The organism is Helicobacter sp. (assembly GCF_014799995.1).
GTDB lineage: Bacteria > Campylobacterota > Campylobacteria > Campylobacterales > Helicobacteraceae > Helicobacter_D.
This window is the reverse complement of sequence record NZ_JAAVGY010000058.1, coordinates 1-16,162: the sequence shown is the minus strand read 5'-3', so window position 1 is coordinate 16,162 and position 16,162 is coordinate 1. Positions and strand designations below refer to the sequence as shown.

18 protein-coding genes, 1 tRNA gene and 1 pseudogene are annotated in these 16,162 nt (G+C 36.8%); 6 read left to right on the top strand and 14 right to left on the bottom strand.

Annotated features, from left to right (window positions below; translation table 11 throughout):
• Positions 1 to 167 precede the first annotated feature (167 nt).
• The 8 genes from HDT10_RS08875 to HDT10_RS08840 form a co-directional block, all read right to left on the bottom strand.
• On the bottom strand, positions 168 to 1,898 hold the full coding sequence (locus HDT10_RS08875; protein WP_290882474.1) for an ATP-binding protein: 1,731 nt from the start codon (positions 1,896 to 1,898) through the stop codon (positions 168 to 170).
• Positions 1,883 to 2,764, bottom strand: a complete 882-nt coding sequence (locus HDT10_RS08870; RefSeq protein ID WP_290882569.1) for a cation diffusion facilitator family transporter — start codon at positions 2,762 to 2,764, stop codon at positions 1,883 to 1,885. Before HDT10_RS08870 ends, HDT10_RS08875 begins: the two co-directional genes overlap by 16 nt.
• 72 nt (positions 2,765 to 2,836) lie before the next feature.
• The gene (locus HDT10_RS08865; protein WP_290882472.1) at positions 2,837 to 3,370 is read right to left on the bottom strand and encodes a hypothetical protein; all 534 of its coding nucleotides are present in this window, start codon (positions 3,368 to 3,370) and stop codon (positions 2,837 to 2,839) included.
• Positions 3,363 to 4,250, bottom strand: a complete 888-nt coding sequence (gene lpxC / locus HDT10_RS08860) for a UDP-3-O-acyl-N-acetylglucosamine deacetylase (RefSeq protein WP_290882470.1) — start codon at positions 4,248 to 4,250, stop codon at positions 3,363 to 3,365. The genes HDT10_RS08865 and lpxC overlap by 8 nt, the downstream gene beginning before the upstream one ends.
• Positions 4,247 to 4,882 carry a septum site-determining protein MinC gene (locus HDT10_RS08855; RefSeq protein ID WP_290882469.1) on the bottom strand — a complete coding sequence of 212 codons (636 nt, stop codon included), beginning with the start codon at positions 4,880 to 4,882 and terminating at the stop codon, positions 4,247 to 4,249. The genes lpxC and HDT10_RS08855 overlap by 4 nt, the downstream gene beginning before the upstream one ends.
• Positions 4,883 to 4,890: 8 nt before the next feature.
• Complete coding sequence (locus tag HDT10_RS08850) at positions 4,891 to 6,336, bottom strand: M23 family metallopeptidase (protein ID WP_290882467.1); 1,446 nt, start codon at positions 6,334 to 6,336, stop codon at positions 4,891 to 4,893.
• 164 nt (positions 6,337 to 6,500) lie between these two features.
• A complete protein-coding gene (locus tag HDT10_RS08845) occupies positions 6,501 to 6,821 on the bottom strand; it encodes a co-chaperone YbbN (protein ID WP_290882466.1) in 321 nt (106 codons plus the stop codon).
• 77 nt (positions 6,822 to 6,898) lie between these two features.
• Positions 6,899 to 7,612 (bottom strand): YebC/PmpR family DNA-binding transcriptional regulator, encoded by a 714-nt coding sequence (locus HDT10_RS08840; RefSeq protein ID WP_290882464.1) that lies wholly within the window; start codon positions 7,610 to 7,612, stop codon positions 6,899 to 6,901.
• Between the two features lie 144 nt (positions 7,613 to 7,756).
• Here HDT10_RS08840 and HDT10_RS08835 point away from each other — a divergent pair.
• The 4 genes from HDT10_RS08835 to HDT10_RS08820 all read left to right on the top strand — a co-directional run bounded on the left by HDT10_RS08835 (position 7,757) and on the right by HDT10_RS08820 (position 10,402).
• Positions 7,757 to 7,831: transfer RNA gene (locus HDT10_RS08835), tRNA-Asn, on the top strand.
• A 136-nt stretch (positions 7,832 to 7,967) separates the two neighbouring features.
• Positions 7,968 to 8,273, top strand: coding sequence for a hypothetical protein (locus HDT10_RS08830; protein ID WP_290882462.1), 306 nt, complete (start codon positions 7,968 to 7,970; stop codon positions 8,271 to 8,273).
• A gap of 124 nt (positions 8,274 to 8,397) precedes the next feature.
• Positions 8,398 to 9,414 (top strand): pseudaminic acid synthase, encoded by a 1,017-nt coding sequence (gene pseI, locus HDT10_RS08825; protein ID WP_290882460.1) that lies wholly within the window; start codon positions 8,398 to 8,400, stop codon positions 9,412 to 9,414.
• 127 nt (positions 9,415 to 9,541) lie between these two features.
• Positions 9,542 to 10,402: a glycosyltransferase family A protein gene (locus HDT10_RS08820; protein WP_290882458.1), complete on the top strand. Its 861-nt coding sequence runs from the start codon at positions 9,542 to 9,544 to the stop codon at positions 10,400 to 10,402.
• Between the two features lie 89 nt (positions 10,403 to 10,491).
• On the opposite strand, the gene HDT10_RS08815 is transcribed toward HDT10_RS08820, so the two are convergent.
• Positions 10,492 to 10,956, bottom strand: coding sequence for a DMT family transporter (locus HDT10_RS08815; RefSeq protein ID WP_290882456.1), 465 nt, complete (start codon positions 10,954 to 10,956; stop codon positions 10,492 to 10,494).
• 212 nt (positions 10,957 to 11,168) lie between these two features.
• On the opposite strand from HDT10_RS08815, the gene HDT10_RS08810 reads away from it, so the two are divergent.
• Complete coding sequence (locus tag HDT10_RS08810; RefSeq protein ID WP_290882454.1) at positions 11,169 to 11,981, top strand: alanine:cation symporter family protein; 813 nt, start codon at positions 11,169 to 11,171, stop codon at positions 11,979 to 11,981.
• Positions 11,879 to 12,714: pseudogene (locus HDT10_RS08805) on the top strand (MFS transporter). Before HDT10_RS08810 ends, HDT10_RS08805 begins: the two are co-directional and overlap by 103 nt.
• Positions 12,715 to 12,781: 67 nt before the next feature.
• On the opposite strand, the gene HDT10_RS08800 reads toward HDT10_RS08805, so the two are convergent.
• From HDT10_RS08800 to HDT10_RS08780, 5 genes are all read right to left on the bottom strand, one after another.
• Positions 12,782 to 13,717, bottom strand: coding sequence for a hypothetical protein (locus HDT10_RS08800; protein WP_290882449.1), 936 nt, complete (start codon positions 13,715 to 13,717; stop codon positions 12,782 to 12,784).
• Positions 13,717 to 14,409 carry a hypothetical protein gene (locus HDT10_RS08795; protein WP_290882448.1) on the bottom strand — a complete coding sequence of 231 codons (693 nt, stop codon included), beginning with the start codon at positions 14,407 to 14,409 and terminating at the stop codon, positions 13,717 to 13,719. Before HDT10_RS08795 ends, HDT10_RS08800 begins: the two co-directional genes overlap by 1 nt.
• Before the next feature lie 2 nt (positions 14,410 to 14,411).
• Entirely contained in the window at positions 14,412 to 14,714 is a 303-nt protein-coding gene (locus tag HDT10_RS08790; protein WP_290882445.1) for a hypothetical protein, read from the bottom strand.
• Between the two features lie 488 nt (positions 14,715 to 15,202).
• The gene (locus HDT10_RS08785) at positions 15,203 to 15,343 is read right to left on the bottom strand and encodes a hypothetical protein (RefSeq protein ID WP_290882443.1); all 141 of its coding nucleotides are present in this window, start codon (positions 15,341 to 15,343) and stop codon (positions 15,203 to 15,205) included.
• Positions 15,343 to 16,035: a hypothetical protein gene (locus HDT10_RS08780; RefSeq protein ID WP_290882440.1), complete on the bottom strand. Its 693-nt coding sequence runs from the start codon at positions 16,033 to 16,035 to the stop codon at positions 15,343 to 15,345. The genes HDT10_RS08785 and HDT10_RS08780 overlap by 1 nt, the downstream gene beginning before the upstream one ends.
• Between the last annotated feature and the right edge of the window lie 127 nt (positions 16,036 to 16,162).

Genomic DNA, 16,162 nt, shown 5'->3' with positions numbered 1-16,162 from the left:
TTAGCAGAATCGGAAGCCAAAATAAAAGGCTTTTTCAAGAAATTTAAAGAGATTTTATGTAAATTGTGATTTTTGGGAATTGCAAACTTATTGCAGGTTGCGGAAGTTTATAAAACTCCCCACGATTCCTTTACCATTGCAAAATTGCGCAGCATTTGTGGCAAACATTAAGTGTGGAATCCCATTTCGCGCCCTCCGTCAAAATTAGAATGAAGCTCCCGCTTGATTTCGTCTAAAAAGCTCTGTGTGCTAAATTGCGGTTTTTTAAGGCTTGCGATATTGTAAGCGGTATTTTTGACGACAAGGGCAATCTGTCCTCCGCTCAAAGAAAATTCTGCAAGTTTTTTAATATTGAAATTTTCTTCAAAAGGCGCGTTTTTGGGGAGTAGTTTTTCCCAAAGTTGCAGTCGTTCTTCAAAGTTTGGCTTTTTAAATTCAATTTTATAATTAAAACGTCTTGAAAACGCGGTATCAAGTGTTTCTAATAAGTTGGTTGTGGCAATCAAGATTCCGTCAAATCGTTCAATTTGTTCTAGGAAAATGTTTTGCATTTGGTTGTGCATTTTATCCGCTCCGCTTCCATTAGTCGTGCGTGTGCTCAAAAATTGGTCTGCTTCGTCTAGCAATAAAATAGGAGTTTGTTTGCTGTGTGTGCAAAGATCCTTGTAGGATTCAAAGATTTTGCGGACATTTTTTTCACTCTCACCCACATACATAGAGAGAATCTTAGAGCAATCAAAGCTTAGAACAGGCTTTTTAAGGGATTTTGCAAGGGCTAAGGCGGTTAATGTTTTGCCCGTGCCTGCCGCACCATAGAAAATAATTTTCGCATCAATCCCACGTTTTTTATCTTTGATTCCCCAATCTTTTAAATATTGTAAAACTTTAGAATCCATTTGTTTAAGCAGTGTTTCAAGTGTCGCTCTCGTGCTTGGGCTTAGCACAACTTCGCTCAAAGGAATTTTTGGGTGTAAAAATTCAAAAATTTCTTGCTCTAAGACGAGTGATTTTAGGCTGATACGTTCTTTTTTGTTGTAATTTTGTGGGTGCGTGATTCTTTTTAGAATCGCGTCAGGGATAAAAAAGGTGCGGTTAATTCCTCCAAAAGGGCTTAGAATTTCATCATAATCCACCAAGCCTTTTTCTACTAGGCGACTTCTATCGTCTAAAAGGGCACGATTCTTGATTCTTTCATAATCATTCATACTCACAAGATTAATGAGGGCGTTTAATTCTCTTCCCTCGCTCTCTTTGCCTAAATATTCCTCACGCAAGAGCGCAATAAAAATGATTTTTTCTTGTGGGTTGAGGTTGTATTCTTTAAATAAAACTTCCAAACTCAACTTTTCTTTTGTCAAATCTAAACGTTCGTTAATTCTTTGTTGGAGTAATTTAAATTTCTGCATACCTTTGTTTAAAAGCGGGGAAGTGGAATGGTCTTTTTTGTATGGGCTTAGGCTGTGCATTAGCTCAATGGAGAGGAATTGGTCTTTGAGATATTCTAAATGGTTGTTATAGGGGGCAATTTTTGGGAGCTTAGGATTGATTCCGCCCTCTTCAAGAAGCTTTAAAAAGCTAGAGCTTAAGCTAAAAGCCGTGTTTAATAATTCTAGCAAGATAACTTCTTGACTAAGATTCTTTAAAAAGCTTTGTTGGTTAATCCAGCCTAGCTCCAAAAGATTTTTAAAATGAGGCAAATATCCTAGAATCGCTGCTTCATCTTGCGGGATAAAGAGAGCATTAATGATGTCCAAACAGAGATTTTCATCATTGCCTTTTAAGAGTTCCGCGCATAAATGGCGCAAAATCAAAGCTTCTTCGTGATTGCATTTCAAAAAAGGATAAATTTTAGTTTTGTTAATGGGATTGGTTTGCAAAAAATCTAGCAAATATTGCATATTGTTCCTTCATCATCATAAGGGTCAAGGTGTGTAATGATTTCCCATTTTCCCTCTAGGTTGTAGATTGCGTGTTCAATAGAATCTGCAACTTGGTGTGCGTCTAGTAGCGAGATTTGTGGGTCAAAGACTAAATGGACTTCTACGAAGTTTGTTTCGCCGCTTTGACGCGTTTTCAAGTCGTGATAGCTCTGCACTTGTGGAGCAGCAGCAATGATTTGTTTGATAGAATCTATCTTTTGTGCATCTAAGGTTCTATCTAGTAAGATAAATACGCCTTCTTTTAGCAAGTCAAATGCGGAATGGGCTACATAGATTCCGATTCCTATTCCAAAAATTGCGTCAATTGCGTGGAAGTTTGTCCAATGCACTAGAATAAGCGCAATGAGCACTGAGCCATTACTCAAAATATCTGTTTTATAATGGAGGGCGTCTGCTTTGATGACAAGGTTATTGCTTTTTTTGGCGATATAGTTGAGATAAACAACGAGTGCAGTCGTCAAAACAAGTGAAAAAACCATTACATAAACCGAATAACCAAGATAAGCCAATTCCCCGCCAAAGATAAGTTTCTTGAAAGATTGGTATAAAATAAAAATACCAGAAACTAAAATCACGCTCCCCTCAATCACCGCAGCAAGCGATTCTATCTTTCCCATACCATAATTATATTTGAAGTCCGCAGGTTTTTCGGATTTTGTAACGGCATAGAGATTGAAAAGTGAGGCAAATAAGTCAAGCAAGGAATCAATCGCGCTTGCAAGTATGGCGACAGAACCGCTTAGGATTCCAACTATAAATTTGACTAATATCAATATGCAAGCAGTGAGGCTTGAGACAATCGTGGCTTGACGTTGGAGGCTCATTTTGGGTTTTTTTGTGGAATCTGCTAGGTAATGGTTGGGTGCGTTATCGTGTGAAATAGACATTGAGAACCTTTAAACAGGTGGAAGTAAATAAAGAGGTTTTAATTGCGTGTCAAAAAGCGTGAGATTTAAGGTATTGGGCAATACAAAGGGCTTGATTTGTGGCGGAGTATCAAAACTTCGTAAGGCAATTTTTAGCTTTTGGGCTTCCTCCTCTAGTGTGTGGGGAATGGAATCTCCATTATTCGCACATAGCGGATTTTCTCGGATAAAATAACAATTTCCATACGCTCTAATAGGGGAATTTTCGTTAAAGTGAAATGCGTGTGTGGCGTAAAGCTTCACATTTTGTGCAATTTCTAGGGTCTTTGCAAAAAGGTAAATGAGCTTAAGAGCCATAAAACTCCCCGGACCGCGCACAAAGTATAAACTCTCTAATGTGATTCCTTGCTTCTGTAAATCCATAAATAAAGGCACGAGCCCATCACTTAGGGGGCAAGTGATTGCGTGAGATTCTGCGAGATTCCAAGATTCTTGAATCTTGGCATAAACGCCAACGAATGTAGGCTGATCCGCAATATTAGGTAGGATAAAGACTTTACGCATTTTGTAGGGCGTATTCGTAAATCTTTTGGGATTCTTCACTTTCTAAAATTTCAAACGCATTGCTATTTTCAAAAAGTTTTTTTGTCAATAAGTGGTTGAGCTTATGACTGCCTGCATAAGAGACATATGCACCAAGCAATGGAATCCCAAGTAGCGACATATCGCCAATTGCATCAAGAATCTTGTGGCGAACAAATTCTTCTTTATAGCGCAAACCCTCTTTGTTAAGAATCGTTGTCTCATCTAGCACGATAGCATTGTCTAATGAGCCTCCAAGCGCAAGACCAATAGAACGTAAGTATTGCACTTCGCTTAAAAAACCAAAGGTTCTTGCCCGCGCAATCTCCTCTTTGTAGTTTTTGGTAGAGAATTTGAACTTGTAAGATTGTGTGCCAATTGCTGGGTGAGGAAAATGGATAGAGAAATCAAAAATACACGCGTCATTGGGTTCGAATCGCACAAATTTATCCCCCTCTTTAACCTCAATGGGTGTTTTGATTTTTAGGATTTTTTTAGGGGAGGATTGCTTGATAATGCCTGCTTCCTCAAGAAGCATACAATATCCAATGCTGCTGCCGTCCATAATGGGCACTTCTTCGTTATCTAAGGTGATTTTTAGATTATCAATGCCATAGGCGTGGATAGCGGAGAGCAAATGTTCAATGGTAGAGATTCTATGCCCCTCCTTGCAAATCACCGTTGCCATTGTGGTATCTATAACATTATTTGGGTGCAGAGGGATACTGACACCTACATCGCTGCGATAAAAATGAATGCCACAATTTTCATCTAAAGGTTCTAAAGTCATTTTGACGGGCACGCCTTTATGTAATCCAATGCCGACTAATTCTACTTTTTTTGCAATGGTTTGTTGTTTCATTGTAGCTCCTCTATCATAATTTCATTTTGTTTTTTATAAATTTTGTTTTGGTTATGTTGTAGGCGTTCCTTATCTAAAATTTCTCCGTGAAAAAGGACATTTCCCTCTACAACTTTGCCCAAAATCATATAATCTCCGTTGCAAAAGACATTGCCGCTAATACTGCCGAAGATTTGTATATTCCCCTCACTCTGAATATGTGCGCCACTATTAATGCGTCCAAAAATTGTCAAGTCCCCTTGCGTGATGATTTCTTCCCCGCTACGAATCGTGCGATGAAAAACGAGCGTGGGTTTTGCTTCGTCTTTGGTAGTTTGGGATTCTGCATTAGAATCTATGCTGCTATGATTGTTGGGTGGAATCGCAGAAAGAGTTTGAGGATTTTCCAAACCCAAATGGATTTGCCCAAGCGTTTCACCCTTTTTGATTTCTGGCGATTCTATGAAATTTAGATTCTTAAAAAGAAGATAATCATAAAGCGAAGTGGAATCAGCTGTTTTGACAGGATAAGCGAAAATCATCAAAAAGTCTTTTAGCAAAACAAAGTTTTTTTCAATATAAGTAATGGTTTCTTGCGCGTCTCCTTGCATAAAAATAAATGCACGAAAGTTTTTTTGTCTTGCTATGACCATCGTTGCCCTTAGAGTTTGTCTATAATTTCTTTGCTTTGTGCAATCACATTGGTGATATTTGTTTTAATCCAAGCAGAATCCATCCATTCCGCATTCCATACTTCATAGCCTTGCACAAGCACGCTAAAGTGCAAGTGGTCGCCTAATGCTAGTCCTGTGTTTCCGGTGTTTGCGATGATGACACCCTTTTCTAGTGTATCTCCTACATTGACTTCCGTGCTCGTCAAATGCGCATAGAGTGTAGAAAGTCCAAGTCCGTGATAAATCACAAGAGCATTTCCATCAATGCCTACAAATTCATTGAGGGTAACAATGCCCGCATTATTAAGAATCACGGGTGCTTGTTTCACGCTCGCAAGGTCTAACCCCATATGATTGGATTCACTGACATTTTCTCCTTGATAGATAAAGGTGCGGTGGTCGCCAAAGTTTGCCATTACCGCGCCATTCTTTAGAGGGGCGAACGCTCCAATGGAGAAATTTTCTACAAGAGATTCTGTATCTATGAGCGAAGCAGCCTTTAAAATGCGATTAAAGGTGTCTTCGCGCACTTCTTCATTGATATAGCGAAAGATTGAGAGTTTATCTTCAAAATCTCCTAAATTTTTCTCTCCAATTTCTTCTACAAGGCTAGAAATTTTGCCATCAATAAAGGCATCTGTTAGCGGAATCGTAGAGTTACGATATTGCTTTTTTTGCTTGAAATAGTTAATGGGTGCAACGCTAAGATTGCCTGCGCTATCTTCTGCAATGATTTTGGCATTAAAGTTCTCGTGGAGTTTAGACCAAGCAAGGAGGGAGATATAAAACCCGTCTTTGTAAAAAGGCTGGGGTGTGAAATCCAAATCCCCGTTGGTGATTCGGACGCTTTTTAAATTCTCGTCTTCTGCCTTGAAAATGACAAGCGCGCTTCCTCCTTGGGTGATTTTATAAGAGTTTGCAATCACCGCAATTTGCGGCTTTTTGGTGTCTATTTGAATCGGGAATTTCTCTGTGGTTGTGTTGCCTTTAAAGAAATTCCATTTGCTTGTGTCTGTTACGCTGATTTCAAGCAAGAGAGATTGCACATTGTTCTTGATATTTTCGGGCTTTTGGATACCAATACAAAATTTTTTTACAGGGGATTGGGTGGTAATATTTTGCGCTAAAGGAGCAGTATTTGCATTTTTTATCATACACATTGGATTTTGTTCTGTGAGATTTTGTATCTCAAGTGGAATCTTTTGCCCATTATCTATCAAGGAAACCTTGTAGCTTTTGATTCCTGCATTGTCGCTGATTTCAATAGGGAATGTGCCTTTGAGATTCCAAGAGGTGCTTTTGAGATGAATCGTAGGAGATTCTTTTTCAAACCCATCGGAGCTTAACATAAACATTCCAAATAAAATGACAATGATGCACACTACAAGCCCAAGAATCTTGATAAAACCACCTTTGGCGTGAGGATTTTGCATTGAGTTATCCTTGAAAATTATAAATTATTTATAAAAATAACCTTTCATTTTAACCCAAAAGTGCTTATTTATAAATAAAATTAAAGAAATTAAAGCCGTATGATTGATTTTAAGGGGAGGGTGAAAAAGTTTGCGATTCTTAAAATAGAATCGCAAGAAATGATTTAAGCCTTGAGTGCGGAATGGATTGCCTCTTCAATGAGAGGCTTGGAGTTTGGCTCAACTAATCTTTCGCCCACTTCCACGCCGTTTTTATAAAAAATAAGTGTAGGAATTCTACGCACATTTAAAGATTCTTTAAGTGCCTCTTCCTCGTCTGCCATAATGGCAAAAAATTTCATTTGTGTGCCATATTCTTGTCGTAATATTTCAATAATGGGTTCAATTTTGCGACAATCCGGACACCAAGGCGCACTGACTATGACAAGGCAGATTCCCTCTTGGATTGTGTTTTCAAAAGTAGCTTTTGTTAATTTTTCTAACATTTATTATCCTTAAATGATTTATCTACAAAATTTGAAGTGCTTAAAAACCGAATCTTTTAATAATAGAGATTCAAAATTTAAGCAATATTGGTAAATACCGCTTGTACATCATCGTCTTCCTCAATTCTATCAAGCAGTTTTTCAATCTCCACTAATTGTTCCTCACTAAATTCAACAGGATTTGTCGCAATGCGTTCTAATGCAGCTTTTTTGACTTCTAATTTCAGTTCTTCAAGCGCATTTGCAAGCGTGCCAAAACTCGTATAATCTCCATAAATATGGACGATTTCTTCTTCTATTTCCATAGAATCCAATCCTGCGTCAATGAGTGTGAGTTCTAGCTCCTCTAAATCTCCCGCAGTGGCTTTGTCAATCTCAAAATGTGCTTTGCGTGCAAACATAAATTCTAAGGAATTATTGGTTAGCATTTGTCCGCCTAATTTATTGGCATAGCTTTTGAGATTCGCTACCGTGCGCGTGGTGTTATCTGTCGCGCATTCTACGAAAAATAAAGCACCATGAGGGGCTTTGATTTCATAATTTACCTCTGTAATTTGGATTCCGTCTTTTCCTAAGGCGCGTTTGATAGCCGCTTCAATATTATCCTTTGGCATATTTTGTGCCTTAGCCGCCATTATGGCAGTGCGGAGTTTGGAGTTCATATCAGGGTCGCCACTTCCGCCCTCTTTGACGGCGATGCTGATTGCTTTGCCTAGTTTTGGAAAAAGTTTTGACATCTTATCCCATCGTTTTTCTTTGCTTGCTCTTCGGTATTCAAATGCTCGTCCCATAAAAACCTCATTTTGTGTAATTTAACTTGAAGCAAATTGTAGTATTTTTAAGTTTAAATTTACAAGATATTTAAAAAACGATAAGATTCCTTGACATTAAATAGGATTTTATATATAATTTTGCCTCTTTTTAATAGAGCTTATTCCGGATTAGCTCAGCGGTAGAGTAGGCGGCTGTTAACCGCTTGGTCGTAGGTTCGAATCCTACATCCGGAGCCACTTTTCTTTACTCTTTATACCTTATTCTAAATTTCATTTTTAACTTAACGACAATATAAAAAAGATTTTCGTGGTTATTTTGGCTGATTCGCAAAGACTATTTTATTTTAAAGGGTTTTAAAATAAAAGGATTTTTATGTTTTTTTCCAAAAAAGAAAAGGAAATAATGGAAAATTTATTTTTAGCAATTTCTACAAATATTTATGAAAAATATCTTTTGACGCTTCAGAGTGGAGATATAGTGGAGGCAGTCGTAGAGACTTGTTATGAATCAGACAATGGGCTAGAAGGTATAGAATTTGAAGAGTATCACGTTTGTGCAATGAGGATATTAAGAATCTTAAACAATAAGAGTCGGACGCTTGAAATTGGATGCTTATTAGAGATTCATTATCGCAATTATCCCAAAGCAATAAGAGATTCTCAAGGAAGAATTATATAATAATGGCTTTATAGGGATTATGATTTCCTCCTAGAATCTCATTAAAATTTCTATTTATTGTTGCCTTATAATATTTTCCGATATAATCTTAAGCAAAATTTGAAAGACTTTTAAGGAGGTGTGGGTGAGAAAAGATAGAATATTTCTTGTCGCTGAACTCTCTGCGAATCACAATCAAGATAAAGATTTGGCATTGCGGACGATTAAGGCAGCAAAGGATTCTGGCGCAGATGCGATTAAATTACAGACTTACACGCCAGATTGTTTAACCATTGATTGTGATTTGAAAGATTTTCGTATAGAGGGAACTTTGTGGGAAGGGAAAAAATTTTATGATTTATACCAAGAGGCAATGACGCCGTGGGAATGGCATACGGAACTATTTGACTATGCGCACAAACTCGGGCTTGTGTGCTTTTCTAGCCCTTTTAGCAAAAAGGGCGTGGATTTTTTAGAGGAGTTAGGGAATCCTATTTATAAAGTTGCGTCTTTTGAAATTGTGGATTTAGAATTGATTGCCTATATAGCGCGTTTGGGCAAGCCGATAATTTTGTCTAAAGGAATCGCGACAAAAGAAGAGATTCAAGAAGCCATAGAAGTATGCAGGCAAGCGGGAAATTCGGAGGTTACACTCTTGCAATGCACGAGCTCTTATCCTGCACCGCTCAAAAGCGGAAATTTGCGTTTGATTCCTAAGCTCAAACAGGATTTCGGAGTAGAAGTTGGACTATCAGACCATACATTAGGAATCACTGCGCCTATTGTCGCCGCTTCTCTTGGTGCTAGGGTGATTGAAAAACATTTTATCTTAGAGCGCAAACTTGGGGGTGTGGATAGTACCTTTAGCCTTGAGCCGCAGGAGTTTTCACAGATGGCAAAAGCGGTGCGAGAAGTAGAAGAGCTGCTTGGGATTCCAACTTATGAGTTAAGTGAAAAATCCAAAGAGGGCAGAGCCTTTATGCGTTCTTTGTATGTCATTAAAGACATTAAAAAGGGCGAAAGGATTTCAAGGGATTCTATCCGCTCTATTCGTCCGGGATATGGAATCGCACCAAAGTATTTAAACGCAATTTTGGGTAAATGTGCAAGCAAAGATTTGTATCGTGGCAAGGCTTTAGAGTTTGGAGATTGGGAGGAATGAATAAAGTTTCTTGTTGTTTGTTTTGGGTGGCTTTAAATTCATTGAAATAAATCAAAATATTTTGTATTATTTTAACTTTAATAATTTAAACTAGGAGTTACAATGGTAGGCGAGCATTTATTACCTAGTGCCCCCCCCCCCCCAATTATTTGCTAAAGGCTATGCACAGATTCAACTAACCTACATTACGCATTTTTATTGTAATCAAAAAAACATTGATTCTGTGATTTCTCTTTTGAGGCTTTACGAATCTTATTCCCCAGAACTTTTAGACTTGATAATGTTTGTAGTAGTAGATGATGGTTCTCCACTACATTATGAGATTCCACATTTTAATCTCAATTTGCGTTGGATAAAAATCAAAGAAGATATTCCGTGGAATCAAGCAGGGGCTAGGAATCTAGGAGTAACTTACGCAGTAAGCGATAAAATTGTATTGTCAGATTTGGACTTTTATCTCTTTGAAAATACTTTGTGGCATTTGGTGCGCCATAAGCCTTGCGGACGCAATGTATATAAGATTTATCGTGAGAATGAAAAAGGAGAATGTATCCGAGGGCATGTCAATATGTTTTTTATGAGTCGTGCTAGATTTATGCGGTTTTTTGGGTATGATGAAGAGTTTGCTGGGCATTATGGCAGAGAAGATGATAGTTTCAAAAAACTACATAAATGGAGCGGTTCAAAATTAAAATATCTACCCAAAAAATTTCGTTCTAAGGAATGGATTGAATCAACTAATACAATGGATTCTAGCTCTTATCATAATTTAATAAGGACAAGGGAATCTCCAAATTACTCCTTGCACGAACGCAAGAAACAAGAAGTGTATGATTATGGCGCAGAATATGGCTATTCACGACTTTTTCTGCATAATTTTACTTGGGAATTTTTGAGTGAGCAGCGGAGAGTTTCTTACCCGAAACCGAAACCAAACCGATGGTGGTTTTATCTGTGGTATTGGAGATGGCTTGTGGGATATGCTTAAAAATTAATTATTTGTTACAGAATTAGGCGTCAAAGCACAACTCCAAGAATGATTCTATTGCACAAAATATTTTAATTTCAAGCAAATGTTTAGAATCCCTCTTTAATCTCTTTGGCAAAAAATACTAAAAGCCCACCGAATATAATGCTAAGCCCTAGAATCTTATACCAAGAAATGGGTTTTATATTTAATTCAAAAGCACCAAAGTGGTCTAATAGCATTCCCATTATGAGTTGTCCAACTAACATAAATAAGAATAGATGAACAAGTCCAATTTTTGGCACAAGCCAAACCATACCAAAAAGGCAAAATGCGCCCAAGATTCCGCCTAAGAATTTCCACAAACTTTGTTTAGGCAAAGACTTTATGGTATCAATAGAAAAATCGCCACTTAAACAAACAAGTAACAAAAGACAAAGTGAGCCTACAATGAAAGAAATTAAAGTCGCCACTAAAGGAGTCGTTTGCAAAGAGCGTCCAAGCGCGGCGTTAATGGGTGCTTGCATAGCGATAGTAATCCCCATCATTAAGGCTATGCCATAATAAATTATCATTTACTTTCCTTGTTATAAAATAATCTTGATATTATAGCCCCTTACACTCGGTGTTTGTCAAGGGCTAGAATCGCTCTTTTATAATGTATCCCAACTCGGTAGATATTCTAATGATTAAAGTAGATTTCAAGAGAGAATGGCTAAAATCCGCTCCTTTAAGTTTTGCGAAAATTTAAACAAAGGCAAAAAGTTGGACTAACAAAGGGGAATTTATGGAAATATTAACAAACTTGGTTAATGTGTCGAGCACATTTCTTTATACTTATTTTCTCGTTTTCGTGTTATTGTTTTGTGGTTTTTATTTCACGATTCGCACGAATTTCATACAACTTCGCTTTTTGCCCTCCGCCCTTTCTGTTTTACTAGAGAAAAGCCATAAGGAGCATATTTCTCCTTTTGGTGCATTGATGATTTCTACGGCTTCGCGTGTGGGCATTGGGAATATCGTTGGGGTTGCTGTGGCGATTAGCAGTGGTGGAGCTGGCGCGTTATTTTGGATGTGGATAACTGCTATTTTAGGTGGGGCAAGTGCGTTTATTGAAAGCACATTGGCGCAAGTGTATAAGCAAAAAGATGGAGAGAATGGCTATAAAGGTGGTCCTGCATATTATATACAAAGTGCTTTGGGTTCTAGGGCATTTGGAATCGTGTTTGCGATTTCGCTGATTTTGTGCTTTACCTATGGATTTAATGGATTGCAAGCTTATACTTTGACTTCTAGCTTTGAAATTTTTGTTGGGAGTGAGGCTTATCATAATGGACAAATCACCATTTATGTAGGGATATTGTTAGCTCTTTTATGTGCGATATTTTTCTTTGGAAGCAACAAAGCTTCCGCGCGGATTTCTTCTATCCTTGTGCCGATTGCACAAATTTTATTGTGTTGCTTATCTTGCGTGCAATTCCAGCGTTTTTTCACCCTATCTTTTGCGCCTTTGCCTTTAGTATGGCAGCGGATTCTGTCCCACACAACGAATCCCCAAAGGCAATCGCAAAGATTTTTATCGCTGTTTCTGCGGGTATGACGCTTGGTGTGCCGCTTACTAGCTTTATCGCAAGCAATACGAGCCTTGAAATGTCTTTTATCTTTTTGGTGCGCTAAATGCCTTAAGCCTCCTTGCTACACTTGCGTTTATTCCAAGTCAAAAGCAGGAGCAAAAAGCCACGCAAAAAGGGCAATTTAAGGTGTTGGCAAAGCCCATAGTGTGGGTTTCTGTCATTGTTGTAATGCTCCTAAATGGCGCAATGTTTGGCTTTTATAGCTATATGAGTGAGTTTTTGCTCAATTTCACACAGGTTTCTTTTAATCTCATTAGCGCGCTTTTGCTTATCTATGGGCTAAGCAATGTCATCGGCAATTTCATTGCGGGTAAAAGTCTTGTGAGTGCGCCCAATGCGACTTTAAGAATCGTGCCTTTGAGCCTCATTGTGTTATATGTCGCACTCTTTTTTGGTGGAGGCAATGCGTGGGGTGCGAGTGTGATTCTCATCATTCTTGGAATCTTTGCGGGGGTTGGTAATAATATGGCGCAATTTGTTGTAACCTCACCTATCCCAGAGGCAAAGGAACTCGCAAATGGGCTTTTTATCAGTGCTGGAAATATCGGTCTTACGCTTGGCACTTCGCTTTGTGGGCTGTTTATCTCACTCAACGGCTCACGTTTTGCAGTTTTGGCGGCAGTGTGCTTGGTGATTTTAAGCATTATATTTTTAATGCTTAGAGGGCAGATTCTCATAAAAAGCAAGGAGGCAAAATGAAAGATAAGGACAAAAAGAAATAAAAAGTTTTTGAGGAGAGGAGATTCTAAGCAAGATAAAATCTTTGCTACACAGAAGTTATTTTTGGCTTACTTGCATTGTAGGTAAGTCGTGCTTCTTTTTGAGATTCAACTCCTCTTTCAAAAGCAGTATCACGCATTGCTTTATAGCTTGCTTTGAATGTGCCATTTTCTCTATCAAATATATCTTGCAGACTTAAGCGAGTATGATAATAGACAAAGGTTTGCCACTCATTATTATCTCTCTTATAGCTACTATATACGAGTAAATCGCGCAAACTCTGCTCACTGAAATCCTTACAAGTCAAATCCTCACAGAGATTTTTCATAAAATCTTTATTTCTAAAGGGCTTGTAGTAGTCTTGCTCGTTTGCCTCAAAAAATGCTTTTGCCTTTTCTAGGTTGGCTTTAATGGTTTCTGTAAGATTCTGTATTTTCTCTGAAATCAATTCTAATGCGCTTTTACCCCATTTTGAGGTTGCAAAAAGAGCAGCTATAAAGGCAATGAATGCTGCAATGATGAGGGCAAGCCACCAAGAAGCACTTATTAAGCCTATGATAGAAGCAGTAATGCCAAAAATAATCACTTCATACCCAACACTTGCCAACCCTCTATACCATTCTTTTGTGCCTTGATTATACACAAACACAAGAGAATATCCCTCTAGGATAAATGTCCATTTAGCAAATCCAAAAGATTTAGGTATTTTTCCTTTGGTATCCTTAAATTGATTGCCAACCTGTTTAATCCCCTCACTGATTGCGGCAAATATACTCCCAATTACTCCCATACCAATATCCGAACCATTGCCTTGAAACTTAACACCTTGCACCATAATTTCTAAAGTATCCCCGATTTGATAAAATACTATTTTTTCATTACGATAGAGAAACTTTCTTTGCTCCTCCTCTTGTTTTATCTTTTCTCTTTGGAAATAATCTGAATCATTCATATAGGGAAAATTGCTCCAATCTAATTCCATTACCACTCCTTTATATCTATATCTTTAATTTTTTCTTTAAGGTTATATTTTTCTGCTCTGCCTTGTCTTTGTAAGGCTTCTTGTGTTTTTTCTCTTAGGATTTGTAAGAATTCTTTAATATCATTTTCGCCATTGATTGCAAAAGTAAAAAACTTTGAGTGTTTAAAATCAAATAATCTATACTCTTTATCTATATCATCACAAATTTTTATCGCCAAAGAGGATTGAGAGAAACCAAGCCCCCAAATATTCTGCGTCATCAACGAAAATGTCCCATACGGATAGAATTGTTTTGTTTTCCATAATAAAATCCCACGTGTAGCATTGATGTAAATACCATCAGAAGTAAGGACAAAAGTATTGTGGGGTTGTAAAATAAAAGTGTGCAGACTAAAGACTATCATAGTGATTAGAGGGAGTTGCAAGATAAAAAATACAAGCAATAATACAAATATTCCAAGCAATGTTTGCATATTGAAATGTGATGCAAAAATAGGCTTTATCGTTGGGTAAAAAATGCCCTCATAAAAAGCACACAAAAACAATAAAGATGCCAATAAAACAATAAGCCAATTAATCCTGTCTATGATTCGCTCTACCCTATCTCCCCACCCCTTTGGAAAACTATACTTAAACTCATAAATGATTTCATCTTTGTGTGGTTGTAGTGATTTATTCCAATTACCATTCATTTTTACCCCTTTTGGATATTTTTAATTCTATCATTTATATTATATATTTCTGCTTTGCCTTGTTTCTTTAGGGCTTCTTGCGTCTTTTCGCGCAAGATTCTAATGATTTCTTGTTCATACTGCATTCCCACATATTCTAAAAAGGGTATTGTATGTGAGTGCTTAAAATCAAAGAATTTATAATTTTTGCTTATATCATCACAAACTCTTACTGCCCAAAAAATCTTTCCACCAAAATAACTATGAAATGAAAAATTCCCATAAGCATAAAATTTGTATTGATAATATGGAAAAAAGAGGAGCATATTTGATATATACACCTTTGTGTGTTAAGGTGATAGAATGATAAGGACATAAGAAAAGGATATTAATACAAGCACAAATAAAAAGAAAGAGTAAAAGACAAGGAATGATATAAATAATAAAACACAAGCAAGCAAGAATAATATAGTCTAATATCTCAATATTTTGTAGCATTATTAAATTAGAGGTTATAAAGTTGAGTGTAGATTCTATTTGGTATTGCAACATCAAAAGAGTAAACAAAGAACCGACCCAAAAAACTAATTTTATCATTAATCTCTCTACGCGATAAAACCACCCCTTAGGAAAACTATACTTAAACTCATAAATGATTTCATCTTTGTGTGGTTGTTGTGATTTATTCCAAGTTAGCATTACACCCCTTGCTTTCTCTGCGATTATCAATCCTTATGCTGTTATTATAACAAAATCTTTTATGATAAATTTTAGTCTTCGCCTTGACAAATACTAGGTATCAGGTTTTATAATTTCAAATGTATTTTAATCTTAAAAATACTATTTTTTCATTACGATAGAGAAACTTTCTTTGCTCCTCCTCTTGTTTTATCTTTTCTCTTTGGAAATAATCTGAATCATTCATATAGGGAAAATTGCTCCAATCTAATCCCATTACCACTCCTTTATATGTAAATGTTTAATTTTCTCACGCAAATCATATTGATTTGCCTTGCCTTGTCTTTCTAAGGCTTCTTGTGTTTTTTCTCTTAGGATTTCAAGGAGCTTTTTCATATCTTGCTCATCATTATCAACTATCACATAAACTTTAGATTCTTTGTTTGAAAGATTATGAAAGTAGTGGCGATATTGTGTATTTATATCATTTATTCTTATCGTCCAATTGCTCGTATAGATAGCACCACCTATCTTCTGCACATAAAACCCAAATTCCCCATATTTATAGAATCTATGCTGATACCATAGCTTTAAAAAACCACTAGAGCGTATATACATTCCCTCATTAGTAAGAAAAATCGCATTTCTTTGACGAAACAAGAGTGAGTTTAAACTCCATAAAACCAACGCAAAAGGCAGAGGAATAAGAATACTATATAACCCCAAAACAAGCCAATTTTCTAAGCTCAAATATGTAGGATAACTAAAGATTAGAATCATCGTATCATAGATTGCACTATAATTATAAAAATCTACAATCAATCCAAGTGAGACAAATAAAACTATTATTGTTGCTATTCTATCTACTATCCGCTCAAAACGATTAAATTTTCCCTTAGGAAAACTATACTTAAACTCATACAAGATTTCATCTTTGTGTGGTTGTAGTGATTTATTCCAAGTTAGCATTACACCCCGCTTTTTCTGCGATTATCAATCCTTATGCTGTTATTATAACAAAATCTTTTATGATAAATTTTAGTCTTCGCCTTGACAAATACTATATGTCAGGCTTTATAGTGCTAAATAGATTTAG

Bases quoted from the DNA above. Each gene is read 5' to 3' on its own strand.
- HDT10_RS08780 (WP_290882440.1), bottom strand. From the start codon at position 16,035: ATGCTAACTTGGAATAAATCACTACAACCACACAAAGATGAAATCTTG.
- HDT10_RS08865 (WP_290882472.1), bottom strand. From the start codon at position 3,370: ATGCGTAAAGTCTTTATCCTACCTAATATTGCGGATCAGCCTACATTC.
- HDT10_RS08790 (WP_290882445.1), bottom strand. From the start codon at position 14,714: ATGCTCCTCTTTTTTCCATATTATCAATACAAATTTTATGCTTATGGG.
- HDT10_RS08855 (WP_290882469.1), bottom strand. From the start codon at position 4,882: ATGGTCATAGCAAGACAAAAAAACTTTCGTGCATTTATTTTTATGCAA.
- HDT10_RS08795 (WP_290882448.1), bottom strand. From the start codon at position 14,409: ATGAATGGTAATTGGAATAAATCACTACAACCACACAAAGATGAAATC.
- HDT10_RS08800 (WP_290882449.1), bottom strand. From the start codon at position 13,717: ATGGAATTAGATTGGAGCAATTTTCCCTATATGAATGATTCAGATTAT.
- HDT10_RS08785 (WP_290882443.1), bottom strand. From the start codon at position 15,343: ATGGGATTAGATTGGAGCAATTTTCCCTATATGAATGATTCAGATTAT.
- HDT10_RS08830 (WP_290882462.1), top strand. From the start codon at position 7,968: ATGTTTTTTTCCAAAAAAGAAAAGGAAATAATGGAAAATTTATTTTTA.
- HDT10_RS08815 (WP_290882456.1), bottom strand. From the start codon at position 10,956: ATGATAATTTATTATGGCATAGCCTTAATGATGGGGATTACTATCGCT.
- HDT10_RS08845 (WP_290882466.1), bottom strand. From the start codon at position 6,821: ATGTTAGAAAAATTAACAAAAGCTACTTTTGAAAACACAATCCAAGAG.
- HDT10_RS08810 (WP_290882454.1), top strand. From the start codon at position 11,169: ATGGAAATATTAACAAACTTGGTTAATGTGTCGAGCACATTTCTTTAT.
- HDT10_RS08840 (WP_290882464.1), bottom strand. From the start codon at position 7,612: ATGGGACGAGCATTTGAATACCGAAGAGCAAGCAAAGAAAAACGATGG.
- lpxC (WP_290882470.1), bottom strand. From the start codon at position 4,250: ATGAAACAACAAACCATTGCAAAAAAAGTAGAATTAGTCGGCATTGGA.
- HDT10_RS08870 (WP_290882569.1), bottom strand. From the start codon at position 2,764: ATGAGCCTCCAACGTCAAGCCACGATTGTCTCAAGCCTCACTGCTTGC.
- HDT10_RS08875 (WP_290882474.1), bottom strand. From the start codon at position 1,898: ATGCAATATTTGCTAGATTTTTTGCAAACCAATCCCATTAACAAAACT.
- HDT10_RS08850 (WP_290882467.1), bottom strand. From the start codon at position 6,336: ATGCAAAATCCTCACGCCAAAGGTGGTTTTATCAAGATTCTTGGGCTT.